This window comes from Testudinibacter sp. 'clade 2' (genome assembly GCF_006227735.1).
In the GTDB taxonomy this organism is placed as follows: domain Bacteria; phylum Pseudomonadota; class Gammaproteobacteria; order Enterobacterales; family Pasteurellaceae; genus Chelonobacter.
The window spans coordinates 1-26234 of the sequence record NZ_VDHB01000053.1 but is presented as its reverse complement, the minus strand read 5'-3'; the positions used below and the strand labels follow the sequence as shown (position 1 = coordinate 26234).

The following is a 26234-nucleotide window of genomic DNA, read 5'->3' as shown; positions in this document are numbered from 1 at the left end:
TATATACATTGGAAAAATCGCTCGAAATTTTACAAAATAATTCAACCTGGCAGCCGATAGTTTCAGTAAGAAATCAGTTGAAATATATTCTTGAGGCACTCAGAAATGAGAATGACAGATTTAAGTTAAATGAAATAAATATTGGTCTATATGCAGTCAGAGAATTTGAAAATGATTATAATGATTTTGCAGATAGGCTACACGAAGTGTCAGGAATCTGTAGACTAATGATAAAAGGCAAACTGTAATGAAATAATTGGGGTAAGAAATACCCCAATTTTAATGAACGATTTATATGCAAATGATGTTATTAGCAAAGAAAAAGTTCGCCCTACTCTTCTCATATTGACTTAACGCATTTCTAATTCAATATCGGCGAATAATTTTTGAATCGCATGATTATTCGGCAATCGCTCCGCCTGTTCAACCATTGGGCGGGTCAGGTGATCCGAAAAATAATTGATAAAGTCATACATATAATGGCGCAAAAAAGAGCCACGTTTAAAGGCTATTTGCGTGCTGCTCGGTTTAAACAGATGTGAGGCATCAATCGCCACCAAATCCGTATCTTCCTGAGTATGCGCCATCGATGCCATAATGCCGACACCTAATCCCAAGCGTACATAGGTTTTGATCACATCGGCGTCGGTTGCCGTGAATACGATATTCGGCAAAATGCCGCTGCTGCTGAACGCTTGTGACAGATCGGAAGCGCCGGTGAAGCCGAAGGTATAGGTCACCAACGGATATTTGCCCAACTCTTCAATCGTAATATTTTTGCAATTGACCAGCGGGTGATTGCGTTTCACAATCACTGAACGGTTCCAATTGTAGCAAGGCAGCAGAACCACACCTTCAAACAAATATTGTGCTTCGGTGGTAATCGCCAAATCCACTTCTCCCGATAGCAACGCATCATAGATTTGTGTCGGTGAGCCTTGGTGAATTTGCAGGCTGACGTCCGGATAACGACTTAAAAAGCGATCAACCACTTTGGGCAATACATAACGTGCTTGAGTATTGGTGGTGGCAATCCGCAACACTCCGTGATCAGGACGGGTATATTCATCGGCAATCGCTTTAATGCTTTGGGTTTTTGCCAGCAACTCGCGTGCAATCGCAATAATTTTACTTCCTTCGGCGGTAATGCTTTTAATATGTTTACCATTACGTTCAAAAATTTCTAATCCAAGCTCTTGCTCCAATAACCGCACTTGCTTACTGATGCCCGGCTGTGAAGTATACAGTGCTTCGGCGGCATCGGTAATATTCAAATTTTGGTTGGCGATCTCAACGATATAGCGTAGTTGCTGAATTTTCATCCCCTGTTCCTTTTTTGATTTTAGCGATCATGCCGTTGACGGCGGCTTGAAGGTTGTCCTGAAAAACGTTTAACCGCTTTACGAATCTTGGCGGTTTTCATTCGACGACGTTGAGTGTGCTGCTCGATTTTGCTCTCCGTTTCCGCCGGTAAGCCGACCAGATCACGCAGATAGTTAACATCTGTCAATGCCATCTCTTGCCAGCCACCACGTGGCAACTGTTTTGAAAGGCTGATATTGCCGTAACGAATACGAATCAGACGGCTAACCTGAATCCCTTGCGATTCCCATAAGCGGCGAACTTCACGGTTACGCCCTTCAGTCAGAGTGACATCAAACCATTGGTTGATCCCTTGACCGCCGCCATTTTTAATACTTTTGAACTGCGCCGGGCCATCTTCCAGTTGCACGCCTTTGCGCAAACGGAATAACATCGCATCATTGACTTCGCCAAACACACGCACCGAATATTCCCGTTCAATCTCTCGGCTTGGGTGCATCAAACGATTTGCCAGTTCACCATCAGTAGTAAACAGCATTAAACCTGAGGTATTGATATCCAAGCGCCCGACGGCAATCCAACGAGAACCGTTTAAGCGTGGTAAACGGTCAAAAACTGTTGCTCGCCCTTCGGGGTCATGGCGGGTGCACAGCTCGCCTTCCGGTTTATAGTACATTAGCACACGGCAAACCTGTTTTTGCACCGCAGTCAGGTTGATCAAACGCCCATCAATCCGAATTTTAGTGTCTGTGCGTAGTTCAATTCGATCACCTAGTGTTGCCAGCTCACCATTCACACTGACCCGGTTTTCAGCGATGATCGTTTCAATTTCACGCCGCGATCCCTGCCCGGCACGTGCCAGAATTTTTTGCAGCTTCTCACCGACTACTTTGGATTTCGTTGCGACATTACTCGGCTTAGTATCGGTTTTAGGCTTAACATTAGGCTTAGTATCACTTTTAGGCTTTGCAGCACTTTTAGGATGTTGTAAATGCTTAGGTTTTGCTTGCGGTTTTGTCGTTGTGGAGCTGGCTTTACGCGCTGTGCGTTTTGCATCAACACCTTTGACATGTGTTGCCGTTTTGCTTTTGTTGATTGGTTTCATCTATTCCTCTGTGTCACCCTCACGGGTGTCAATTATTGCTCATTCAAACGGGGTTACCGAACCGTTACCGACTCGGATAACTTGTGGTGTATCTTCGGTCAAATCGACCACGGTGGTCGGTTTTTGCCCTAAATAACCCCCGTTAATAATTAAATCTACCTGCTTTTCCAGTTGATCACGAATCGCTTCCGGATCGTATTGGGTCTCGGCTTCGCCCGGCAAAATCAACGAACAGGATAAAATCGGTTCGCCTAACTCCGACAATAAACTCAAGGCGATTTTATTGTCCGGCACGCGGATACCGATGGTTTTACGTTTTGATGTCATCAAGCGACGTGGCACTTCTTTGGTTGCGCTCAAAATAAAAGTGTAATGCCCCGGCGTATTGTTTTTAATCAAGCGATACGCCACATTGCTGACGATCGAATAATTGGATAGCTCAGACAAATCACTACAAACCAGCGTAAAATTATGCCCTTCTGCTAACTGACGAATCTCGACAATGCGATCCATTGCATGTTTTTCGCCGATCATACAGCCTAACGCATAGCCTGAATCGGTCGGATAGACAATGACACCGCCACGGCGTAAAATTTCAACCGCTTGCTTGATCAAGCGCGGCTGTGGATTATCGGGGTGAATATAAAAAAACTGACTCATCGACTTCTCTCTATCTTGTGCCTAACGGCAATTTCTTGGCGGATTATACGCTATATAACTAAAAATAATAAGTGGTTTCCCGTTTTGAACAGCAGCAATAGTGACACTAAACCGCACTTTGCATGAAAAGCGACGCAAAATCAGGCGCTTGCCAAACGGGTTTGGCAATTGTCGGCAACCAGAGATTTTTGCCCAATTCAATCCAACCGCACGGATAGTGAAAATCCGATCCTGCTGATGCCAACAACCCCAGTTCGTCCACCCACTTTGCCAAATTGTGCCGTTGATCCGGCGATTGTCCGCTGTGCGCCACTTCCACCGCATCACCACCCCATTGTTGAAAATCGCTCAATAAACGCAACAACCATTTGCGTGTCAATGGATAACGCAGCGGATGTGCGCAAACTGACACGCCACCGGCTTGATGAATCACACGATTCGCCGTTTCAATATCGCACCATTGTGGGCTCACATAGCCCGGTTTGCCTTGGCCGAGATAGCGTTTAAACGCTTGAGTCTCATTTTTGACCTGACCGATTTGGACTAAATAACGGGCGTAATGCGCACGGGTGACCTCCCCGCCAGCAAGAGATTTAGCGCCGGCATAAGCCTGTTCAATACCGCACTTTTCCAATCTTGCACCGATTTCCTCTGCTCTTTTCTGACGAAGTTCTGCCTGTTGTGCTAAAAGTGCGGTCATCGCCGGATGTTGGTGGTCGAAGCCTAAGCCAACAATATGAATGCCACGATTTTGCCACAAGGTCGAAATTTCAACGCCGTTAATCAGTGTTATCTGATGCTGTTGTGCGGCAAGTCGAGCCTCATCTAAGCCGTCAACCGTGTCATGATCGGTCAAGGCCAACAGTTGAATGCCATTCTCTGCTGCTCTGGCAACCACATCTGTCGGCGTCAACACACCGTCGGATCGGTTACTGTGACAATGCAAATCAATCGAACAGGGAGGGGTTAAATTTTCTGGCTGCATGATATTTTCTCATTATTTTTTCTCAGTACCGATATGACAGCAAACGATTGTCGGCATGGTAAGTTTATAGGATCTGTTGATCTTTATTTATAGATTTAATGGTAGGTAACCGATTGAAGTTAAGCAGATTGTTGCTGAAAAATAGCCAGTGACATCTCCAATGGTAAGGCTTGCAAGCGGTTATTAAAGATTCGCAGCGGTTGCCCAAATTGTCGTCGCAGCCCGGCTAAATTCAACGCTGGGTCTAACAGCAAACAGTCAGCGACTTGCTCATCGCAATTCAATAGCAGCAAGTTAATCGACTGTCCGGTCTGTTTAACTCTGGTTTGTACGATTGCGGGGATTGGTGTGCTGTTATGATCGACTGCCAAAGCCGTCGCAGCAAACTCAAAAAACCAACTTTTTGCTTGGCTTGGCAATAAAAACTGACGCGCACCCGTTGCGCTATAAGCGATAAACTCGTGCTGCTCCGGGTCAATCAGGTTGCTGTATTCCAACAGCTCAATTACTTGATTATAAAACAGAAAATCTCCCGCCTCACAATCATTACGACCCAATGCGCTATAATTTAGCACCTCGCGTTTTAAGGCAGTCGGTATTTTTCGTCGGGTCGCTTCCGAACAAAGCATCAGGCAATCCTGCACTTTGTCATACTCCCAATAAAAAAAACCGTTCATTTGCATTGCCGCTACCGCCTGATTTACCGCTACTTATTTAACTGTGGCTATATTCTATCGGTATCCTACCTGTTTTCTTTTTATACGGCTACTTTTTTTATCCGCTTATTTATCCGCTTGCTGCCCGTCAAACCGCACTTTTCGGTTCCAGCAATGCCAAAAATTCAGCTACAGTAAAAAATGAGCCAAAAATCAACAGCAATTCGTCTGCCTGCATATTACACAATGCTGTTTTGAGCGCTGCGGTAACACTCGCTGAGGTGATTGCAGTTTGCCGTTGTTGCGGCGTCAGCACCTCAGCGACCGCACTTTTCAATTGTTCAGCGCTCTGTCCACGATAACCGTTAAGATCGGCGAAATACCACTGCTGAATAGCAGCTGCCAACGGTTCAACCACTTGCACGGCATCTTTATCTTTTAACATCGCAAAAACCGCAGTGACTTTGCGCTTGTGTTGCGTATTCAGTTGTTGTAGTTTTTGCGCCAAATAACGTGCGGCATGCGGATTATGCCCAACATCCACGATCACCTGTGGCAAATCCGCTAGCGCAAGCTGCCATTGCTCTGCCAACGGTTGTAAGCGCTGCGCTGAAATCGTTTGAAAACGCCCGCTTAATTCGACTTGCATCAAGGTGTTAACAATATTCTCGACACTGATTTGAAACGGCAAACAGCAACACACCGCTAACGCAGTTGCCGCATTGGCGAGCGGAATGTGCGGCATCGGCAGCTGCTGCCAAAGTGCGGTCGGTTGTTTGTGCCCTTGGCTTTGCCACTGCCATGTTTCACCCTGTTCACGGTATGACCAATTTTTATCACGGCAAAACAGCTCACAACCAATTTCAGCTGCATATTGTACGACTGAATCAGGAAGATTGGCTTCGCCGATCACTGCCCGTTTTCCGGCTCGGAAAATTCCGGCTTTTTCATAACCGATTTTTTCGCGGTTATCGCCCAAATAATCCACATGGTCAATATCAATTGAGGTGATCACACTGATGTCGCTGTCAACAATATTGGTAGCATCCAAACGTCCGCCTAGCCCGACTTCCAGAATCACCACGTCCAGCTGCGCCTGTTTGAATAGATATAGTGCCGATAAGGTGCTGAATTCAAAATAGCTCAAAGATTCAGTTCGGTTTTGATCCAAAAAATAAAACGATGCGCTGTGTGCTGCTTCCGGCAGTTCTTGATTCTGGATTCGGACACGTTCGGTATAACGCAACAAGTGCGGTGAGGAATACACGCCAACACGCAAACCTGCATTCAATAACAGCATTTCGAGCAGGCGACAGGTTGTGCCTTTGCCATTGGTGCCGCCGACGGTGATCACAAACGGCGCCGGGCACAGCAAATTCAGCTGTTCGGCAACCCGCTTGACTCGTCCCAGCCCCATGTCAATCACTTTACTGTGGCTCTGTTCAATATAACAAAGCCACTTCTCCAATGAAGAGGTGGCTTGTAGCGATGATTTCATCATGGGTTAATTTTGCGCTTCCTGTTCCACCAATTCCGCTTCTTTGAACGGTGAAGGCTGGCCACAGAGTTTAGATAAAATACTGGCGAGGGTGTTGCGCATCTCCAACCGGTTGACAATCATGTCGATCGCCCCTTTTTCGAGCAAAAACTCACTGCGCTGGAAACCTTCCGGCAATTTTTCGCGCACAGTCTGCTCGATCACTCGTGGACCGGCAAAGCCGATCAGCGCTTTCGGCTCAGCAATATTGATATCGCCCAGCATCGCAAAACTGGCGGAAACCCCACCCATGGTTGGATCAGTCAACACAGAAATATACGGCACACCCGCTTCTTTCATCTTCGCCAACACCGCACTGGTTTTCGCCATCTGCATTAGGGAGAACAGCGCTTCCTGCATCCGCGCACCACCGCTGGCAGAAAAACAGATTAGCGGCCAGCCGTTAGCCAAGGCAGTTTCCGCCGCTTTGACAAATTTGCCGCCGACTACTGATCCCATTGATCCGCCCATAAAATTAAAGTTAAATGCCGCAACCACCACCGGCAAATCATAGATTTTACCTTGCATCACAATTAACGCATCTTTTTCGCCGGTCTGCTTTTGCGCAGCACTGATTCGATCTTTATAGCGTTTTAAATCCTTGAATTTCAAGATATCTTCCGGCTCAATTTCTGCCGCTAATTCTTGAGCACTGTTTTCATCCAATAATTGCAGTAAACGCGTTCTCGGATCAATTCGCATATGATGACCGCACTTTGGACAAACTTCCAAATTACGAACCACTTCATCACGATATAAAACTTGTTCACAAGAAGTACATTTAGTCCAAATTCCTTCCGGAACATTCGCCTTTTGACTACTGCTGCTTACTGAAGTTTTACTAAAAATTCTTTCAATCCAACTCATTTGTTAACCTTTCATGATGATTTATCGGAGGGTTCAATGCGAGGTATTACACCACATTTATCACTTTTTTTATACATTTTTCCAAATTTAACCACATCAATCCGCTAAAAAAAGCGGTCCAAGCGGCGTTTGCGGCAATGCAAACTCGGCAGGATAGATCGCCTGCACTAAATACAAGCCTTCGGCTTTCGCTGTTGCCGCTGCTAAAGTGCGGTCTTTTTGTTGCTGCAACCAAGCAATCCATTCCGGCGGTTGATTGCCGTTGCCAACCTCGATCAAGCTGCCGACAATATTTCTAACCATATGATGCACAAACGCATTCGCTTGAATATCCACTATCACAAATTGCCCTAGGCGGCTGACATTCAAATGCTGCACATTACGCCACGGTGAATGCGACTGGCATTGTGCTGCGCGGAATGAACTGAAGTCTAATTCGCCCAATAATGCTTGTCCGGCTTGGTGCATTTTTTGCTCATCCAGCGGTTGGTGATAGTGAGTTAAGCCGTTGGCTAAAATTGCCGGGCGCAACACATTGTTATAAATCAGATAACGATAGCGACGTGCCGTCGCACTAAAACGGGCATGAAAATCGTCATCAACCGGCTTTGCCCACTTGACTTTCACATCATCCGGCAAATTGGCATTCACGCCCAGTGTCCAAGCCTGCGGCTGGCGAATGGAAGTGGTTTCAAAATGTACCACCTGACCGGTGGCATGCACCCCGGAATCTGTCCTACCGGCGCAAAAAACCGAAACCGGATGGGCGGCAACTTGACTCAGCGCAGTTTCTAATGTTTGTTGCACGCTTTTAACAGCTTGTTGGCGTTGCCAACCGAAATAGCGACTGCCGTCATATTCAATCCCCAATGCAATTTTCATGTTTGCCCCGCCATTCTTTGACTGCCATTTTTGCCTGTTTAGATATGAAAAAACACCAAACAATCCAAGATTGCTGGTGTTTTTCAGATCACACGTTAAAAATTATACGCGTTTGAAGTCCAAGTGCGCCAATTTCGGTTTGAACGGGTGACGTTGTACCGCTTGGATTTTCACTGCAACTTCTTTGCCTTCGATCACTAACGTGATCACATCACTGTAGAAATTGTCATGGGCTTGAGCATTGTTTAATTCATCGTGGTTCAATGTGATAGAAACCGGCGCTTCGTTACCACCGTAAACGATCGCAGGGATTAAACCAGCATGACGCAGACGGCGGCTCGCACCCGTACCTTGCGTTTGACGAACTTCAGCATTAAATTTGTACATATTAACTTTCTCTTTTACTATGAAACGCTATCACGTTTCTCTATATTAAGGATTGCAGGCGACCCAACAATCCCGACAAGTATGGCTTAAGCCGCTTGCAGCGAACTCAAGGGCGGTTATTCTAGTGAATTTTCTCTCACAACGCAAATAAAAACCGCACTTTATCGCCTGTTTTCTCTATTTGGGGTCAACCACTCAAGTTTCTGTTGTCAATCTCTTTTTTATGATGGTAATTATCACTAAAAAAAGGCACAATAACATCGGTATGCAATGTTATTTCGATGAAAAACCTTCATCGTTTCGCTAACTAGAACAATGGATTAACCGTGCAATTTTTTATTGATTTCTTTACTAATTACGGCTATTTCGCCGTATTTTTCGTTTTGTTGTTGTGTGGAATGGGCGTGCCGATTCCGGAAGATATTACGCTGGTATCCGGTGGAATTATTTCCGGATTAGGCTATGCTAATCCGCATTGGATGGTGGTGGTCGGAATGATCGGCGTACTGTTCGGCGACTGTTTGATGTATATGCTTGGACGGTTTTACGGTGTGAAAATTCTGCGTTTTCGTCTGATCAAACGCTTTATCACCTTTAAGCGACTGAAAATGGTTAAAGATAAATTTGATCGCTACGGCAATCGGTTGCTATTTTTCGCCCGCTTCCTACCCGGCTTGCGAACGCCGGTTTATATTATTTCCGGCGTCACTCGCCGTGTGGGTTTCATCCGTTTTTTACTGATTGATTTCTTTGCTGCGATTATCTCAGTACCGTTTTGGGTCTATTTGGGGCATCACGGCGCGGAGAATATCGACTGGATTAAAGCGCAGATGCGTCATGGTCAAATGGGGATTTATCTCATCTTGGCAGCCGTCGTCATTTTTGTCGGTTTCACCTATTGGAAACGCAAACGTAAACAACGCGAAGAACAAAATTTATAATTCAATCCAAAAAAATGGCTGTATCCAAACAAAAAGTGCGGTTGAAAATAAAATTCAACCGCACTTTTTGTTTTTTAATTTACAATATGATTTTAATTACAACGCAGAGACGTTCAAGGTTGAGCCGCCAACGATGCGAACTCGAGCGCCAGGTACTAAAGTGGAGTCATATTTCTGCACCACCACGATTTCTTTGCCGTCATCTTTGCGAATCACTAATTCCAACGAATCTACTTTACTGGCTTTTTGTTCTGCCGTGCTGCCAAGAACAGCCCCAGCGACAGCGCCGACTGCAGTTGCAATCGCTTGTCCTGAACCACCACCGACGGTTGAGCCTAAAATACCACCGATTGCACCACCACCGACTGTACCGATTACACCTTGATTCGGTGCTTGAATATCAACCTGACGACTGGAAACAATGGTGCCATAGCTGATTGAACGCGCTTCTTTCGCTTGGTCACCGGTATAAACATTACCGCTATAAATATCTTTGTTGGCACAGCCGACTACAGCCAGTCCCATCATTGCCGTTAACGCTAACATCGATTTTTTCATAAGTTTTTCCTTAAATTACATTGGAGTGATGATCACCGCTCTTGCTTGACCACATCCCTGATATGGTAGGGATGTAGCTTAATGCAGGTACGGTTTTCTGTATTGTTAGTAAATGTTATTGCCATTGAGAGGTTACAACACTTCTCGCCGACAACTTTAGGTTCGCCGACTTTGACTGTTAAAAAAGGCTTTTCGTTCAAACAAAATTTCCGATTTAGACGTTCAAGCCACTCACTTGGCGATTCTTTAGCCAAAAAAGGCACTACTACTTCGATATGTTCCCATCCTTGCTGTGGATAGTGCTTATTTTTCGGCAGTGGCAATTCAATCACCGACACCGATTGTTCGGCAAAAACCAGCGGTTGCGACAACGCCACTAAATAAATCGGTCGTCCGTTTACCTGATTATCACTCAGCAGTTGACCGCACTTTAGCAATGACGCCAGCCAGAGTTCGCCCTGCTGCTGCGTATTCACCCGTACCGCTAGATGATCAATCAACCAGGTTTGCCGATCTAACCCAATCGCATCAGCTAATTGTATAATATTTTGCTGAAAAATAGCCAGTGTGCGACCAAGTGCGGTTTCCAGCTGCAATAATGGATGGGCATTTGTTAAATTTGCCATTTTTAAAGACTCCGTCTTTCCTCAATCCCGATAAAACGGTATTATAGCGACCAATTTATTAATCTAAAAGGCTACAATTTCTGTGAATATTCAACACATTCTATCGCAAAAAATTAAACAGGCAATGATCGCTGCCGGTGCAGAACCACAATGCGATGCGCTCGTGCGTCAATCCGGCAAAGCGCAATTCGGTGATTATCAGGCAAACGGCGTGATGGCGGCGGCTAAAAAACGGGGAATGAATCCGCGCGAATTGGCACAAAAAACCATTGAAAATCTGGAATTAGGTGATTTATTGGAAAAAGCGGAAGTTGCCGGACCGGGATTTATCAATCTATTTCTTAAAAATACCTGGTTAGCACAACAAAGCCAGCAGTTGCTACAACAGCAAACCTTGGTAGAAAAAGTCGCACAACCACAAACTATCGTTGCCGACTATTCCGCGCCAAATGTCGCCAAACAGATGCATGTCGGACACCTGCGTTCCACCATTATCGGTGATGCGGTGGTGAGGGTTTTGCAATATTTAGGACATAACGTCATTCGCGCCAACCATGTCGGTGATTGGGGCACCCAGTTCGGGATGCTGATTGCTTATCTGGAAAAAGTGGAAAATGAGCATGCCGACGATTTGGCGCTCAGTGATTTGGAAGCATTTTATCGTGCTGCCAAACAATGTTATGACAATGATGCCGAATTTGCCGAGAAGTCCCGCGCCTATGTGGTGAAACTGCAAGGTGGCGATCACTATTGCTTGGCGATGTGGCGCAAATTGGTGGATATCACCATGCAGCAAAATCAACAAACGTATAACCGTTTGAATGTCACCTTAAGCAATGACGATGTGATGGGCGAAAGTCTATACAATCCGATGCTGCCGGCGATTGTTGCTGATTTGAAAAACAAAGGTATTGCGGTCGAGGATCAAGGTGCGGTCGTGGTCTTTTTGGATGAATTCAAAAACAAAGACGGCGAAGCAATGGGGGTGATTATCCAAAAAAGCGATGGCGGTTTTCTGTACACTACCACCGATATTGCAGCGGCAAAATATCGGCATGAAGTGCTGCATGCGGATCGTGTGCTGTATTTCACCGACAGCCGTCAGAGCCAGCATTTACAACAAGCGTGGACAATTGTGCGCAAAGCCGGTTATATTCCCGACAGTATGTCACTGGAGCATTTCAATTTCGGCATGATGTTGGGCAAAGATAACAAACCGTTTAAAACCCGCTCCGGTGATACCGTGAAACTGACCGATTTGTTAGACGAAGCGATTGAACGTGCAGAACAACTGATTAGCGACAAGAATTCAACTCTCAGTCAACAAGAGTTGCAACAAGTGGTGGAGGCCGTAGCGATTGGTGCGGTCAAATATGCGGATCTCTCCAAAAATCGCACCACAGATTATGTGTTTGATTGGGACAATATGCTTAGTTTTGAAGGCAACACCGCCCCTTATATGCAGTATGCTTACACCCGTATCCACTCTATTTTCAGCCGCAGCCAAATTGATAGTGCAACATTGCAGGGCACGATTTGCTTAAACGAAGAGAAAGAGCGGGCGCTTGCGATTAAGTTGTTACAGTTTGAAGAAGCGGTGCAAACAGTCGCAAGAGAAGGCACGCCACATGTACTCTGTGCTTATTTATATGAACTGGCAGGTATTTTTTCCGGTTTCTATGAGAACTGCCCGATTTTGAATAGCGAAGACGAGGCAATTAAAAACAGCCGTTTACAACTGGCGGCTTTAACCCAAAACACATTGCGTCAAGGCTTAGATCTATTGGGCATTAAAACCGTTCGCAAAATGTAATCTTAAGCATCATCAGACACTAAAAAAGTAGAAGATCAGCGCTGCTCTTCTACTTTTTTGTCATTGATATAAACCGAAAACCGCTCAACCACCGGCGAGTTTTACCTGATAGCCCTTTTGCTGTAATAATTGTTTTAACAGCTCACGATTTTCGCCCTGAATTTCAATCGTACCGTTTTTCACCGAACCACCGCAGCCGCAGCGCTTTTTCAGCTCGGAAGCGATTTTTTCCAACTCTGCACTCGGTAACGCCAACCCCGTGATCACCGAAACACCTTTGCCTTTACGTCCGCTGACTTGGCGTTGAATTCGCACAATTCCGTCCCCCTTGAGGATCTGCTCTGGTGCTTCTGTCGGTTTGATACGTCCGCTTTCGGTAGAATAAACTAAAGGATTAGACATATAAAGTGCGGTCCTTAAGCAATAGCGGCATTGATACTTTTCAACACCGCAACCGGATCTTCCGACAACGTAATCGGACGCCCGACCACCAAATAATCCGAACCGGCTGCAATCGCCTCTTTAGGATTCATTACACGGCGTTGGTCGCCAAATTCCGCACCTTCAGGGCGAATGCCCGGGGTGACCAATTTGAAATCCTTACCGCAGTTAGCACGCAAAATCTCGACCTCTTGCGGTGAACACACCACGCCGTCCAAACCGGCGCGTTGGCTCAAACGTGCCAAACGGATGACCTGCTCCATTGGTGACGCATTCAAACCGATTTGCAGTAAATCCACATCTTCCATACTGGTCAGCACCGTGATAGAAATCAGAATCGGCGCCTCTTTCCCATACGGTTCTAAAATTTTCTTCGCCGTTTCCATCATGCGCAAACCGCCGCTGGCATGCACATCCACCATCCACACGCCCAAATCGGCCGCCGAACGCACCGCTCTTGCTACGGTATTTGGAATATCATGGAACTTCAGATCAAGAAATACATCAAAGCCACGGCTGTGTAGCTGCTTAACAAAATCCGTTCCCAACGTGGTAAACATCTCTTTACCCACTTTTAAACGGCATAAACTCGGATCAATTTGATCAACCAAACTCAAGGCTTGACGTTCAGTTTCATAGTCCAGTGCGACGATAACTTTGCTGCTCATAATTTCCTCTCTCGGTGATTCGGTAAATAGCCTGCGTTTAACTCCCAGTATTCTAGCGGGTTACCACTGTTTTTGCCAGTTGAAAAATAATCTGCTGTTGTTTACCCACGATAGTTTTTAACTATTTTGATAATAATTATTTTCAATTACCAGTTGTTATTGAGAATTGTTTTCGATAAAATTTTGCAACTTTATTTTAATCTAGGATTTTTTTATGAAATGTAAACTCAGCGCACTCTATACCGCACTTTTTGCAGGGATTGTGGTTTCTTCTGTGCAGGCAGAAGAAACCAATAACGTTATTGGCGAAGAAGCTGAATCGTTAGAGCAAATTGATGTCAATGCAGGTTATTTGCAACAAATTGACTACCACGCAATCGGCACTTTCTCCGTCTCCAAAGTCGATGTCCCTATCATTGACACACCAACCACAGTGAATGTCGTCACCACTCAACTCATTGAAGACCGTAAGCCGAATGATTTAATTGACGCCCTTTCCAGCGTCAGCGGCGTAAGTCAAGCCAATACCCTCGGCGGTATCTTTGATGCGGTGCAAAAGCGTGGCTTCGGTGGCAACCGTGATAACTCGATTATGCGCAACGGCAGCCAAGCCGGACCATCGCATAATTTTGGGGCAACGACTGAAACAGTAGAAGTATTAAAAGGTCCTGCCTCAGTGCTTTACGGTATTCAAGATCCGGGCGGGATTATCAATGTGATTACAAAAAAACCGCAACAACAAAGCAAACATGTTATCGGCGGTACCGTCGGTAACAACAGTGCCTGGGGCACACAGTTAGATTCCACGGGTGGATTAGGCAATGGTTTTGCTTATCGCTTTATTTATGACAAACAAGATAAAGATTACTGGCGTAATTTTGGCAAAATCAATACCACAACCTATGCTCCGTCGCTGTCTTGGGAAAATGATCACACTAAGATTTTGATCGCTTATGAACATCTCGACTACACCCAACCTTTTGATCGCGGTACGCAATTAGTCAACGGTCAGGTGGTGAATATCCCGGCGGTACGCCGCTTAGACGAGCCCAATAACCAAACCTCGGGAAAAACCGATAATATCCAAATCAAAGTGGAACAAAAATTGAATGACCAATGGAAATTAAATTTTGTTTATGGTTATGCGCGCGATAAATACCATTACAAGCAGACGCGTGTTGTGGCGGTCAATACCAGCGACACCGAATCACTTGGTTATAATGCCACGCGTACCTTACAACCGAGAACCGCCTTACGCCGTTTAGAAAAACAATCTGCCGATCAACACATTCATTCAGGCTCAATCAATTTAGTCGGTGAATTTTCTATCGGGGAAATCGCGAACCGTTTTATCATTGGTGCAGATGCCAGCCGTAACTATCGCACGACCGGACCGGTATTTAACAATGGCGGTTGGAGCAGTATTAATATTGACAACCCGGTTTACACTAACCCGACCGTTACCGAGACCATTGCAGCAAACAACTGGCAAATCAATAATATCAAAACCCTTGGCGTTTATATTCAAGATACCGCTTATCTGACCGATAACATCATTGTCAGCGGTGGTTTGCGTTATGAGTATTTTGATCAAGTTGCCGGCAGACATGCTATCGGTGCAAACCTTAATCCAAACACCGATCAACACGGCGGCAAACTCCTCTATCAATTTGGTACGGTGTATAAATTCACACCCAATTGGGCGACCTATGCCAACTATGCCGAATCATTCCGCCCACAAGCGAGTATTGCCAACCGTGTTGATTCCGGCCTTGCCCCGGAAGAAGGAAAATCGATTGAGATTGGCACAAAATACGAAAGTGGCAGTATCAACGCCACATTAGCCTTATTCAATATTGATAAAAATAACGTTACCGGAGTTGATAGCAGCAATGAAGTTTATATTGTCGGCAAACAGCGCTCACGCGGTATTGAAATTGACATCAATGGTAATTTAACCGATAAACTCAGTGCTTCCGCAACTTATACCTATACCAAAGTTAAAAGTCGTGAAAATGCGTTATACCCAGATGCGATTGGTAAACAACTTAACGGCGTACCAAAACACCAAGCCGCACTGTTTTTAAGTTACGATCTGGGCACATTTTTCGATGGTAACTGGCGCGTTGGCAGTGGGGCGCGTTATTTAGGTGCTTGGAATGCCTACACCTCGAATTATGCAACCGCATACAAAATCCCAAGTGCGGTGGTTTATGATGCGTTTTTAGCTTATGACACCAAAATTGCCGGTAAAAAGCTCAGCCTGCAATTAAACGGCAAAAATTTATCGGATAAAGTCTATTATCAATCCACATCTGGCAATGCCGACAACTTCATCGTACCGATTGCATTCGGCTACGGGCGTGAAGTGCTGTTAAATGCGAAAGTAGAATTTTAATCTCATTCTCCCCCAAGGGCGATCATCATCGCCCTTTTGTCTTATTCGGAATTTGGTAAAAAATGAATTGGCAAACGGAACTCAATGATAGTTTTCTTTGGATTTTGACCGCACTTTTTTGGCTCTCATTCATATTAACCGTTGCGGCATTCGCACTAAAAAAGACGCAATTCGGGCAAAAATTTTGGCTAATCACCCAACCGTGCGTTAATTCCGGCAAGCGCTGGAAAATCCTCGGTTTGATTTTCATTCTATTGATCCTGATCTTGCTGGAAGTGCGGATCAGCGTGCTGAATACGTTTTTTTATAACGGTCTCTACAGCGCACTACAGAATAAAGATGCCGATGGCTTTTGGTTTTTTGCAACCATCAATGCGATGCTGGTCTTATGTAAAATTATCCACTCAATCATCAATTATTTAATGCGGCAGGTGTTTGAGATTCGCTGGTTGGAAAAGCTGAATCAAACCATGCTCCGGCATTGGTTAGACAATAAAAACTACTACCGCTTAAAGTATGAAAACGATCTGCCCGATAATATTGATCAACGGATTGAACAAGATGCCCGGGAGTTTATTACGGGCACCGTCGATTTAGTCCGCGGGGTGATTAATTCGATTGTATCAACCATCGAATTCACCCTGATTTTATGGCAGCTTTCCGGCATTCTGCTGTTATTTAGTGTTGCCGTGCCGAAAGGGGTGGTCTTTTTCATTTATATTTTCATTCTTCTTTCTACCGCACTTTCAATCTGGATTGGCTATCCGTTAATTAAACTGAATTTTAATAAAGAAAAATTAAACGGGGATTATCGTTATTCGTTAATTCGTGTGCGTGATCAAGCCGAAAGCATTGCCTTTTATCACGGCGAAGAAAATGAAAAACATCACCTGAGCGAGAAATTCCAAAAAACTATTCAAAACCGCTGGCAAATAGTCTATAAAATGTTGGGATTGGACGGTTTCAATACCGGCGTGACCCAAGTGGCTATGTTGCTGCCGCTGATGCTGCAGGCTCCACGCTTTTTTGCCGGACAAGTGACACTGGGCGATATGCACCAAACCGTACAATCCTTTAATCGGTTAATGCGGGCACTCTCGTTTTTCCGGTTGTTTTATGAAGAATTTACGCTTTATCAGGCGCGGCTCAACCGGCTTGCCGGCTTTTTGCAACGGGTGAATGAACTGAGTGCCATCACCGCCCAAGCAACAACGCTTTGCGAAATCGATCATTTCCGACTGCAAAATTTCGGAATTCGAGACGAACAAAACCGCACGTTGCTACGTAATATTAATCTGCAATTGCAGCGTGGCGATTATCTGCTGATTCGCGGTGCTTCCGGCAGTGGTAAAACTTCCCTGCTGAAAGCGATTGCCGGAATTTATCCGTTCAAAACCGAAGGCACCGTACAACAAGATTGCCGTTTCACTCGGATGTTTATTCCGCAAATGCCGTATATTCCGGAAGGTACGCTAAAAGAAGCGATTTGTTATCCCAATATTCAAGCAACGGATCAGCAAATTATGCAGGCTATGCAACACTGCAAATTGGAACGTTATTTGTACGAGCTAGAAACGGAGTGCGATTGGCAAGTGCTGTTGTCGCCGGGGGAAATGCAGAGAATCGCCTTTATCCGTATTCTGTTGGCAAAACCAGATGTGATTTTTCTCGATGAAACCACCTCTGCGCTAGATGAATTGAATGAACAGATTATGTATTTAAATCTCAAACGTTATCTGCCGCACAGCATTGTGATCAGCGTCGGCCACCGCAGCACGCTACAGCAATTCCATAACCGCACTTTGCGTTTATAAAGGCATCTATAAAGCGGTAATACAAAAAGCAGAACGATTGATCTGCCTTTTTCGCGTTCTGCCGACTAGTCGCATTGCCGCTATTGATACTGCCCGTCCACCGGCTTAATCGTTTCCCATTTATTGCACGATGGGCAGTTCCATACCAAGCGATGGCTGCGATAACCGCAATGGGAGCAGCGGTACGAAAAACTTTGCCCGATTTTATTCTCCACCAATTGCTGCAAGCGTATCAAGCTCTCTTTGGCACGCCCATCCTCCGCCTGTTCAATATCATATTGGATTAAGCGGTTGAAAATATCCATACTGGGAATATGGTTCAGCTGTTGATAAAGACCGGCTTGTGCCGCCGCCGCACCACTGTTTTTATCGGTCAATTCCGCCAGTGCCAATTCAACAGCACCGCTATTATGCCGCTGCTTGGCTTTAATCAGAAAAAGCTCGTAGTCATTTGGATCTTGCAGCTGCTGGTAACACCACTTCAAGTGCGGTAGCACTTCAACGATAAATGCGGAATTTTGTTGCAGCACCGCTTGAAAATGCGCGATCGCTGTCTGAAAATCCTGTTCTCGCATATACAGGTAAGCCAATTCAATCGATGCCCTGACACAGGTCGGCGACACCACCAGCGCTCGCATTAACAAGGCTTTTTGCTCTTTAACGCTTAATTCTTCAGCCTCGATGTACTCACAATAATAGTGTGCCAGTTCGATATTATTAGATTGAGGAAACGCTTTTTGCCGCTTTTCAGTGACATCAACCGCTTTTTTCCACTCTTTGGTTTTTTGATAGATTTTTGCCAACTCTTCCAAGGCATTGTCAGCAAATTCCGGTTCATCAACCAAACTAATATAAATATTTTCGGCACGATCAAAAAAACCGACTTTGCGGTAATCAAAAGCCAGCTGTTGTTTGGCAAGCAATTTTTGGTCAAAACTGAAATTCGGGTCATCCACCAAGTTTTGGTGAATACGAATCGCGCGATCCACCTCGCCGCGCGAACGAAACAGATTGCCCAGCGTCAACGAAGCTTCAAATTGGGAATCACTGTGAATATCGTTTTCATTTTCCTGTTTTTGCAGCATATCCAAAAACAGATCAACCGCTTTTTCCTGTTGATTAGACAACAAAAAATTTACCCCGGTGACATAGTCTCGGGATAATTTATTGCTGACATCGTCCTGCCCTTTTTTGGCATTACGATAGCCCATATACCAACCGTAAAGCGCGGCGACAGGCAATAACAGAAACAGTAATTCAAGCATGGAAATTACACGGTTTTATCACGGCTGGCGGTCAATTCAGTGATCTGCTGAGTTTGACGATTGATTTGCCGAGTCAAACGAAAATTTTTGACTTTCAAGCGCAGCACAAAAAAGGCACAGATGGTCCAACCTAATAACAAGCCCAAGCCAAACAGAATCGCTGCCAGTGAGGATAACTGCAATTCGCTTTTGGCAATAATATAATTGAAGCTAATCACCTGATCATTATCAGCACCGATAGTAATCGCAACAATCACAATCGCCAGCACGATAACCAAGCCTAAAATGTATTTAATCATTTTATTCTCCTGAGTTTCATAACGAACATGACCCATTATGCCAAAAATCACACTGGGCATATAGATAAATTCGGTATTAATCAGCGATTTATTGTTAATAATCAGAAAAGTTGTGTTTTGCCACTTTACGGGCAATAAAAAACGGCACTTAATGCGCCGTTTTCAATCAAATTTAATTGGATTCGTTCACACGTTCTCTAAGCTCTTTACCCGCCTTGAAATGAGGAACATATTTTGCATCCAAATCGACTTTGTCACCGGTTTTCGGGTTGCGCCCGATTCGTGGCTGACGGTAATGTAGTGAGAAACTGCCGAATCCGCGAATCTCAATCCGATCCCCATTTTCTAGGGTTTGCGACATCGATTCAAGGATACTTTTAACCGCACTTTCTACGCTTTTTACCGGAATCGTATGATTTTGTTGAATCAAACTTTCGATAAGCTCTGATTTAGTCATAGTGTCTCCTCATTTTGAGCGGATACCGCACTTAGCATCCGCATGTGAAGTTCAATTAATTATTCGCCTTTGGAAGCCGCTTTGAAGGCTTCAGCCATTGCGTTTGGAATCGCTTCTTCTTGCTTGTTCACGTTCGCAACTGCTGCGCTGTCTTCCGCTTCGTCTTTCGCACGTACTGACAAATGCACTGTACGGGATTTACGATCAACACCGGTGTATTTCGCTTCAACCACATCACCGACGCTCACTACAGTCGTAGCATCTTCAATGCGCTCACGAGCCAAGTCAGCTGCACGAACATAACCTTCTGCACCGCCTTCCAACTCTACTTTAACACCTTTAGCGTCAACTTCAACCGCTTTACCGCTTACAATCGCGCCTTTTTTAGTGGCAGCAACAAAGTTGTTGAACGGATCTTCTTCCAATTGTTTGATACCTAAAGAGATACGCTCTTTGATCGCATCGACTTGCAGAACAACAGCGGCAACTTCGTCACCTTTTTTGTAGCTACGAACTGCTTCTTCGCCGGCAACATTCCAAGAAATGTCAGACAAGTGAACCAGACCGTCAATACCGCCTTCTAAACCGATGAAGATACCGAAATCAGTGATAGATTTGATTTTGCCTTCAACGCGATCACCTTTTTTATGTGTCTCGTCGAATTGTTGCCATGGATTGGCTTTACATTGTTTCAAACCTAAAGAAATACGGCGACGTTCTTCGTCGATTTCCAATACCATCACTTCAACTTCATCACCGACGCTAACCACTTTAGATGGGTGGATGTTTTTGTTGGTCCAATCCATTTCGGAAACGTGAACCAAACCTTCAACACCGTCTAAAATTTCAACGAAGCAACCGTAGTCGGTCAGGTTGGTTACTTTACCGCTTAATTTGCTGTTGACCGGGTGATTTTCAGCGATAGCAACCCAAGGATCTTGACCTAATTGTTTTAAGCCTAAAGATACACGGGTACGATCACGGTCGAATTTCAATACTTTAACGGTGATTTCGTCACCTACGTTCACGATTTCGCTTGGGTGTTTCACACGTTTCCAAGCCATATCAGTGATGTGTAACAAACCGTCGACGCCGCCTAAATCCACAAACGCACCGTAGTCGGTCAGGTTCTTAACGATACCTTTAACCACTGCGTCTTCTTGCAGATTTTCTAACAGTTGTTCACGTTCTTGGCTGTTTTCGGTTTCGATAACTGCACGACGGGAAACGACAACGTTGTTGCGTTTTTGATCCAGTTTGATTACTTTGAATTCTAATTCTTTACCTTCTAAATGTAAGGTATCACGGATTGGGCGAGTATCTACCAGTGAACCCGGTAAGAACGCACGCACACCGTTTAACTCAACTGTGAAGCCGCCTTTTACTTTACCGTTGATTAAACCGATAACAGTCGCTTGTTCTTCGTATGCTTTTTCCAGTTCAATCCAAGATTCGTGGCGAACCGCTTTCTCACGAGAAAGTTTGGTTTCACCAAAACCGTCTTCAACGGCATCAAGGGCAACTTTAACGGCATCACCGACTTTAACGTCCAGCTCGCCTTGAGCATTCAAGAACTCTTCAACAGGAATTGCGGATTCAGATTTTAAACCTGCGTCAACCAATACAAAACCTTTTTGGATAGCAACAACAGTACCGTTAACGATAGAACCTTGACGGGTTTCAAGTTCTTTTAGGGATTCTTCAAATAATTGAGCAAAAGATTCAGTCATATTTAATCTTCAAATTAATTAATAACGTCCATTCGAATTCCTTCCAAATGGGGCTGTTTCAAACGGTTTATCCATCCTTGAACAAACCATATTCAGGCGTTACGCTTCTTGTTGAATGCGTAAACCGACATATTGTAACGCTTTTTCGATCACTTCGCTAATACTTAATGCGCTCGAATCCAATAAAAATGCGTCATCCGCCGGTTTTAGCGGTGCCACTGCACGATTTCGGTCACGAAAATCGCGCTCTTTGATTTCGCTTAAGATTTGATCATAATCCGCCGCCACGCCTTTTTGCTGCAATTGCTTAAACCGACGCTTGGCACGCTCTTCCGAACTGGCGTCCAAAAAGATTTTCACTTGCGCCTGCGGAAATACCACCGTGCCCATATCGCGCCCGTCGGCGATCAGCCCTTTTTCAGTGCTGAAATCCCGTTGCCGCTGTAACAATGCTGACCGCACTTGCGCAAACGGCGCTACTTTGGAGGCGTTGTTGCCGGCAATTTCCGTGCGAATTTCGCTGCTGACATCTTCACCGTTTAATAATACTTTCACTGCACTGTTTTCCGGCACAAAGCGGATATCCAATTTTGCCGCCAACGCCGCAAGTGCGGTTTCATCGTCCAACGCGACCGCACTTTTCACAGCCGCCACGCCCAACACACGATAAATCGCGCCCGAATCCAACAGCTCAAAACCCAACTGCTGTGCCAATGCCTGACACAATGTGCCTTTGCCCACGCCACTTGGGCCATCAATGGTAATCACAATCTTTTTTTGCATTTTTTCTTACTCTCAAATAATAAATCAGGCATTAATTTCTAACCGATAAACTTAATTTTTAATTATTTCTAATATTTTTTCATATATCAAAGGAAATTGTTCAAATCCATCTCGATCTAAAAAATGTCCACCATTTTCTATAGCGTAATACTCCGTTTTTAATTTTTGATTTAAATTTTCGCTATAGTAAAAAGGAACAATTTGATCATTTAACGAATAAATCGCTATTCTATTTTGGATATATGGAATCAAGTGTTCGAAATCTTGTGGCGGAGAATTAAACTCATCTAACTCTGGTAATGTAGAAACTTTCTCAATAAAACCCGAAACAAGCACAATCCCCTTAATTCTAGTTTTTGGAAATAGCCTGTTTAGATATCCTAAAATTGTTACACAACCCAAACTGTGCCCAACTAAAATCGTTTCTTCATTTAACTCTATACGACTTTGCAAATGCCCAAGCCAATTTTCATAATGCGGATTATGTGAATCAGGCATAGATAATATAGTTGTAGTTATCCCCTGGTTTTCAAGCTCTTTTCTTAGCCAAGGAAACCAATTAGACTCAGGTGACGCCGTATAACCATGTACGATATAAACTTGCTGTTTCATTATTTTTTATCCTAATCTATACCGTTCGGCAAACAAATGCGGCACGTCACTAAACACGCCGAATACGCCCCAGTTAAACAATTCATTGGCACGCATGGTGCTGTTAACAGTATAAACCGCCACTTTATAACCGGCGTTGTTGAAACGGGCGACGGTTTCACGGGTTAAACCATCTTGTGATAAATGAATATATTCTGCGCCGACCCATTCTAGTACCGTGAGTGCATCGTCCAGACAATCATAATTTTCATACAAACACGCTACCGCAAGCTGCGGACAGCGCTGTTTCAACTCTGCTAAAAGCAGATGGTTAAAGCTGGAAATAATCACTTCCCGTTCCGGCTCAAGTACGGTCAGCGCCTGTTGCAAGCCGTCCAGCAGTTTCAATGCCATCACTTTGCCGGCTTCACAGCTTTTGATCTCGATATTGGCGTTCAATTGATAGTTATTCATCCATTGCACCACCTGCGGCAGTGTCGGCAACGGCTCGCCTTGAAAATCTTCGCTAAACCATGCACCGGCATCAATTCCAGCTAAATCTGCCTGCGTTAAATCATAATAACTGCCGCTGCGATTGGTGCAACGATCCAGCGTGGAATCATGGGTTAAAATCACCGTACCGTCTGCGATCACATCAATATCGCACTCAAACCAATCGATATTGTATTTCTTACACAATTTAATCGCCGCCAGCGTGTTTTCCGGTGCCAGCCCCGACACCCCGCGATGGGCGTAAACGCGATTGTTCATTTTTTTCTCTTTCATGCTTATCTTAGCGTAATCACCCAACAATTATGAATCTGTTTATTTCGTTCAAAATCCAGCGGTAAGGTTTTGGCGCTGATTTCGGTGGCTTGCAAGCCAAGTGCGGTTAAGCCGTCAAAATCCATTTTAAAGCCACGTTTATTATTGGAAAAAATAATTGTACCGTTCGGACGGATAATGTTTTTCAGTAGCGTCATCAATTTCAAGTGATCACGCTGTACATCCCAACTGTCGTCCATGCGTTTGGAGTTGGAGAAGGTCGGCGGATCGACGAAGATCAGATCATATTGCTGTTTGCATTCCGCCAGCCATTGCAAACAATCCGCTTGGATAATTTTATGCTGGCGACTCTCTTCAAAACCGTTCAGAATCAGATTCTGTTCCGCCCAGTTGAGGTAAGTATTGGACATATCCACCGTGGTGGTGGTTTTTGCTCCACCCAACGCCGCATGAACGGTTGCCGAGCCGGTGTAAGCAAACAGATTCAAAAAATCCTTGCCTTGCGCCATTTCGCCCACCATTTTACGGGTCAAGCGGTGATCCAAAAACAACCCGGTATCCAGATAATCGGTCAGATTGACCCACAATTTGGCGCCGTATTCCTGCACGTCAAAATAGTCGCCCTGATTGCCGAGCTTTTCATATTGACTGCTGCCTTTCTGCTTTTGCCGCACTTTCAGCACCAGTTTATTGGTATCGACGCCGGTCACTTGCAAGGTGGCGCTGACGGCGTCCAACAAGCGTTGCCGGGCTTTGTTCGGGTCGATATTTTTCGGTGCGGCATACTCTTGCACCACAATGTAATCCGCATAACGATCAACCGCCAAATTGTATTCCGGCAGATCGGCATCGTATAAACGGTAAGCATCTAATCCCTGCTGCTGCGCCCATTTCTCAATTTTTTTGCGGTTTTTTTGTAAGCGGTTGGCAAAATCGGGCGCTAACGTTGCGCCATTGGAAACCGCACTTTGTGAATTTTCCGCATTCGGTTGCTGAAGTGCGGTCTGGCTTGGTTGTGCTATTTGATAATTCTTTTGCAAACATTCCAGTGGTCCGTTTTTGGCTTTGAATTGGCGGTGTGAACGTAACCGAATGCAATTCAGCAGCCCCGGTTCAGCACTGAAAATCGAGGCATTCCAGCCGCCAAACTGCTGTTTTAAACGCTGGCCAAACACCGAATACAGCGCAATCAGAGCCGGCGTCGTGCCAAGCCGTTCGCCATACGGCGGATTACACACCACTGTGCCGATTTCGTCAGCTGCACACGGATTTTTCAGTGCGGCAATATCGCCTTGCTTGAAGCGAATCAAATGGGCGACCCCCGCTTGCTTAGCGTTATGTTGTGCTTTTTGTAATACGCGGTGATCAAGGTCGAAACCATAAAAGTGCGGTTGCGGATTTTTTTGTGCCTGCTGATCAGCTTGAATTTGCGCTTGTGACCGCACTTGCTGCCAACAAGCGAAATCGTGCCCTTTCCAATGGTCAAAGCCCCAATGTAAGCGGTTGAGTTGCGGTGCAATACCCGCTTCCATCTGTGCAGCTTCAATCAGCAGCGTGCCGGAACCACACATTGGATCGACCAGCGGCGTGCCTTGTTGCCAACCGGATCGTAAAATAATTGCTGCCGCCAAGGTTTCACGCAATGGCGCTTTGCCGCTCTCTTCACGATAGCCGCGCAAATGCAGCGCATCACCGCTCAAATCCAGCGACACAATCAGCTCTTCCCGATTTAAATAGACGTGAATCCGAATATCCGGATACGCCTTTTCCACATTCGGACGAGCTTCACCGTGGCGTTCAAAATAATCGACAATCCCGTCCTTGACCCGCATGGCGCCGAATTGAGTATGACGAATCGCCTGATTAGTGCCGTTGAAATCCACTAAAAAACTGCTTTTGCTGTCAAAATGGTCAGACCAATTGAAGTTGGTGATGGTGGAGTAAAGATCGACATCGTCATAGACCTTGCCCTGTGTCAGCGGCAATAAAATCCGTGAACTTAAACGGCTCCAAAGCAAAGTGCGGTACAACGTGCTGTCATCGGCTTGATACGCCACCCCGCCCTGTTTCAATTGGCAATCTTGCGCCCCTAATGCGCTCAATTCGGTTTTTAATAATTCTTCAAAGCCACGGGCTGTGGTGGCGAACAGGTTTTTCATCTTTTGCTTGGCTCTCATCGCGTCGGTTAATTGAGGCGCAGTATAGCAAACTCGGCGAAAATTCGCAGACTATTTAACGGCGAGATGTGGTACTACACTTCAAGCAATTGCCGCAATGCCTTTGTGTCGAACTAATGTGAGTAACTTAAGTGCGGTACCACTCGGCTTTTTCACGCCCCGTTCCCATTCGGACACCCTATTTTTGCTGACATTTAAGTAAGTGGCAAAAACGGTTTGTGAAAAATTCTCTTTTTGTCGAATTTCACGAATTTCCTGTGGTGTTAAAGGCACAATCGGCGTTAAACAAGCCTGATCAAATTTACGCATTGTGGTTTTGTCGATCGCGCCGACATCATATAATTCTGCTGCGTGCTGATGGATCATTCTTGAAATATCACTGTTATAGCGCATTCTCTACTCCTGTAAATTTGTATCGGGGATTTCAATTAAAATACCCAGCTTAACCCATTGCATTATTTTTTCCTGAGAATAGGGTCTGTTGA

General features: G+C 45.1%; 27 protein-coding genes. 5 read left to right on the top strand and 22 right to left on the bottom strand.

Annotated features, from left to right (window positions below; all coding sequences use genetic code 11):
* A partial coding sequence (locus tag FHQ30_RS13220) for an immunity protein Tsi6 family protein (RefSeq protein WP_176552759.1) occupies window positions 1-248 on the top strand: 248 nt, incomplete at its 5' end.
* 102 nt (window positions 249-350) lie between these two features.
* On the opposite strand, the gene cysB is transcribed toward FHQ30_RS13220, so the two are convergent.
* From cysB to rplY, 9 genes are all read right to left on the bottom strand, one after another.
* Window positions 351-1322: an HTH-type transcriptional regulator CysB gene (gene cysB / locus FHQ30_RS04625; RefSeq protein WP_139610393.1), complete on the bottom strand. Its 972-nt coding sequence runs from the start codon at window positions 1320-1322 to the stop codon at window positions 351-353.
* Between the two features lie 20 nt (window positions 1323-1342).
* A complete protein-coding gene (gene rluB / locus FHQ30_RS04620) occupies window positions 1343-2428 on the bottom strand; it encodes a 23S rRNA pseudouridine(2605) synthase RluB (RefSeq protein WP_176552591.1) in 1086 nt (361 codons plus the stop codon).
* Between the two features lie 39 nt (window positions 2429-2467).
* Window positions 2468-3088, bottom strand: a complete 621-nt coding sequence (locus FHQ30_RS04615) for an L-threonylcarbamoyladenylate synthase (RefSeq protein WP_139609363.1) — start codon at window positions 3086-3088, stop codon at window positions 2468-2470.
* 106 nt (window positions 3089-3194) lie between these two features.
* Window positions 3195-4073, bottom strand: a complete 879-nt coding sequence (rnm, locus tag FHQ30_RS04610) for an RNase RNM (RefSeq protein ID WP_139610394.1) — start codon at window positions 4071-4073, stop codon at window positions 3195-3197.
* Window positions 4074-4192: 119 nt separating this feature from the next.
* Window positions 4193-4750, bottom strand: a complete 558-nt coding sequence (locus FHQ30_RS04605) for a cell division protein ZapC domain-containing protein (protein WP_176552592.1) — start codon at window positions 4748-4750, stop codon at window positions 4193-4195.
* A gap of 127 nt (window positions 4751-4877) precedes the next feature.
* Window positions 4878-6227 (bottom strand): bifunctional tetrahydrofolate synthase/dihydrofolate synthase, encoded by a 1350-nt coding sequence (gene folC, locus FHQ30_RS04600; RefSeq protein WP_442805635.1) that lies wholly within the window; start codon window positions 6225-6227, stop codon window positions 4878-4880.
* 6 nt (window positions 6228-6233) lie between these two features.
* Entirely contained in the window at window positions 6234-7133 is a 900-nt protein-coding gene (accD, locus tag FHQ30_RS04595) for an acetyl-CoA carboxylase, carboxyltransferase subunit beta (protein WP_139610397.1), read from the bottom strand.
* Between the two features lie 96 nt (window positions 7134-7229).
* Window positions 7230-8015, bottom strand: a complete 786-nt coding sequence (truA, locus tag FHQ30_RS04590) for a tRNA pseudouridine(38-40) synthase TruA (RefSeq protein WP_139610398.1) — start codon at window positions 8013-8015, stop codon at window positions 7230-7232.
* Between the two features lie 102 nt (window positions 8016-8117).
* Window positions 8118-8402 carry a 50S ribosomal protein L25 gene (gene rplY / locus FHQ30_RS04585; RefSeq protein ID WP_139610399.1) on the bottom strand — a complete coding sequence of 95 codons (285 nt, stop codon included), beginning with the start codon at window positions 8400-8402 and terminating at the stop codon, window positions 8118-8120.
* Between the two features lie 326 nt (window positions 8403-8728).
* Between rplY and FHQ30_RS04580 the strand changes: the two genes are divergently transcribed.
* On the top strand, window positions 8729-9343 hold the full coding sequence (locus FHQ30_RS04580; protein ID WP_132966489.1) for a DedA family protein: 615 nt from the start codon (window positions 8729-8731) through the stop codon (window positions 9341-9343).
* Window positions 9344-9439: 96 nt separating this feature from the next.
* Here FHQ30_RS04580 and FHQ30_RS04575 read toward each other — a convergent pair whose 3' ends face one another.
* Together FHQ30_RS04575 and FHQ30_RS04570 are read right to left on the bottom strand one after the other, a co-directional pair.
* Complete coding sequence (locus FHQ30_RS04575) at window positions 9440-9901, bottom strand: outer membrane lipoprotein (protein ID WP_139610400.1); 462 nt, start codon at window positions 9899-9901, stop codon at window positions 9440-9442.
* Between the two features lie 32 nt (window positions 9902-9933).
* Complete coding sequence (locus FHQ30_RS04570) at window positions 9934-10527, bottom strand: VOC family protein (RefSeq protein WP_139610401.1); 594 nt, start codon at window positions 10525-10527, stop codon at window positions 9934-9936.
* A gap of 82 nt (window positions 10528-10609) precedes the next feature.
* Here FHQ30_RS04570 and argS point away from each other — a divergent pair, with 82 nt between their 5' ends.
* Window positions 10610-12340, top strand: a complete 1731-nt coding sequence (argS, locus tag FHQ30_RS04565; protein ID WP_139610402.1) for an arginine--tRNA ligase — start codon at window positions 10610-10612, stop codon at window positions 12338-12340.
* Between the two features lie 84 nt (window positions 12341-12424).
* On the opposite strand, the gene yciH is transcribed toward argS, so the two are convergent.
* Both yciH and pyrF read right to left on the bottom strand, forming a co-directional pair.
* Window positions 12425-12742, bottom strand: a complete 318-nt coding sequence (gene yciH / locus FHQ30_RS04560; RefSeq protein ID WP_139610403.1) for a stress response translation initiation inhibitor YciH — start codon at window positions 12740-12742, stop codon at window positions 12425-12427.
* Window positions 12743-12756: 14 nt separating this feature from the next.
* On the bottom strand, window positions 12757-13449 hold the full coding sequence (gene pyrF, locus FHQ30_RS04555; protein ID WP_139610404.1) for an orotidine-5'-phosphate decarboxylase: 693 nt from the start codon (window positions 13447-13449) through the stop codon (window positions 12757-12759).
* 214 nt (window positions 13450-13663) lie between these two features.
* Here pyrF and FHQ30_RS04550 point away from each other — a divergent pair, with 214 nt between their 5' ends.
* Window positions 13664-15847, top strand: a complete 2184-nt coding sequence (locus FHQ30_RS04550) for a TonB-dependent siderophore receptor (protein WP_139610405.1) — start codon at window positions 13664-13666, stop codon at window positions 15845-15847.
* Window positions 15848-15909: 62 nt separating this feature from the next.
* Window positions 15910-17661, top strand: a complete 1752-nt coding sequence (locus tag FHQ30_RS04545) for an ABC transporter ATP-binding protein/permease (RefSeq protein ID WP_139610406.1) — start codon at window positions 15910-15912, stop codon at window positions 17659-17661.
* 80 nt (window positions 17662-17741) lie between these two features.
* Here the strand turns inward: FHQ30_RS04545 and lapB are convergent, their stop codons facing one another.
* The 9 genes from lapB to FHQ30_RS04500 form a co-directional block, all read right to left on the bottom strand.
* Window positions 17742-18926 carry a lipopolysaccharide assembly protein LapB gene (lapB, locus tag FHQ30_RS04540; protein ID WP_139610407.1) on the bottom strand — a complete coding sequence of 395 codons (1185 nt, stop codon included), beginning with the start codon at window positions 18924-18926 and terminating at the stop codon, window positions 17742-17744.
* Between the two features lie 5 nt (window positions 18927-18931).
* A complete protein-coding gene (locus FHQ30_RS04535; protein WP_132966504.1) occupies window positions 18932-19225 on the bottom strand; it encodes a LapA family protein in 294 nt (97 codons plus the stop codon).
* Between the two features lie 172 nt (window positions 19226-19397).
* Window positions 19398-19682: an integration host factor subunit beta gene (locus FHQ30_RS04530; protein ID WP_132966506.1), complete on the bottom strand. Its 285-nt coding sequence runs from the start codon at window positions 19680-19682 to the stop codon at window positions 19398-19400.
* A gap of 59 nt (window positions 19683-19741) precedes the next feature.
* Window positions 19742-21412 carry a 30S ribosomal protein S1 gene (gene rpsA, locus FHQ30_RS04525; protein WP_132966508.1) on the bottom strand — a complete coding sequence of 557 codons (1671 nt, stop codon included), beginning with the start codon at window positions 21410-21412 and terminating at the stop codon, window positions 19742-19744.
* A gap of 99 nt (window positions 21413-21511) precedes the next feature.
* Window positions 21512-22195, bottom strand: a complete 684-nt coding sequence (gene cmk, locus FHQ30_RS04520; RefSeq protein ID WP_139610408.1) for a (d)CMP kinase — start codon at window positions 22193-22195, stop codon at window positions 21512-21514.
* A 51-nt stretch (window positions 22196-22246) separates the two neighbouring features.
* Window positions 22247-22807: an RBBP9/YdeN family alpha/beta hydrolase gene (locus FHQ30_RS04515; RefSeq protein WP_139610409.1), complete on the bottom strand. Its 561-nt coding sequence runs from the start codon at window positions 22805-22807 to the stop codon at window positions 22247-22249.
* Between the two features lie 6 nt (window positions 22808-22813).
* On the bottom strand, window positions 22814-23557 hold the full coding sequence (locus tag FHQ30_RS04510; protein WP_139610410.1) for a glycerophosphodiester phosphodiesterase family protein: 744 nt from the start codon (window positions 23555-23557) through the stop codon (window positions 22814-22816).
* Between the two features lie 17 nt (window positions 23558-23574).
* A complete protein-coding gene (gene rlmKL / locus FHQ30_RS04505; RefSeq protein WP_139610411.1) occupies window positions 23575-25731 on the bottom strand; it encodes a bifunctional 23S rRNA (guanine(2069)-N(7))-methyltransferase RlmK/23S rRNA (guanine(2445)-N(2))-methyltransferase RlmL in 2157 nt (718 codons plus the stop codon).
* A gap of 99 nt (window positions 25732-25830) precedes the next feature.
* Window positions 25831-26142 (bottom strand): helix-turn-helix domain-containing protein, encoded by a 312-nt coding sequence (locus tag FHQ30_RS04500; protein WP_139610412.1) that lies wholly within the window; start codon window positions 26140-26142, stop codon window positions 25831-25833.
* Window positions 26143-26234: the final 92 nt, after the last annotated feature.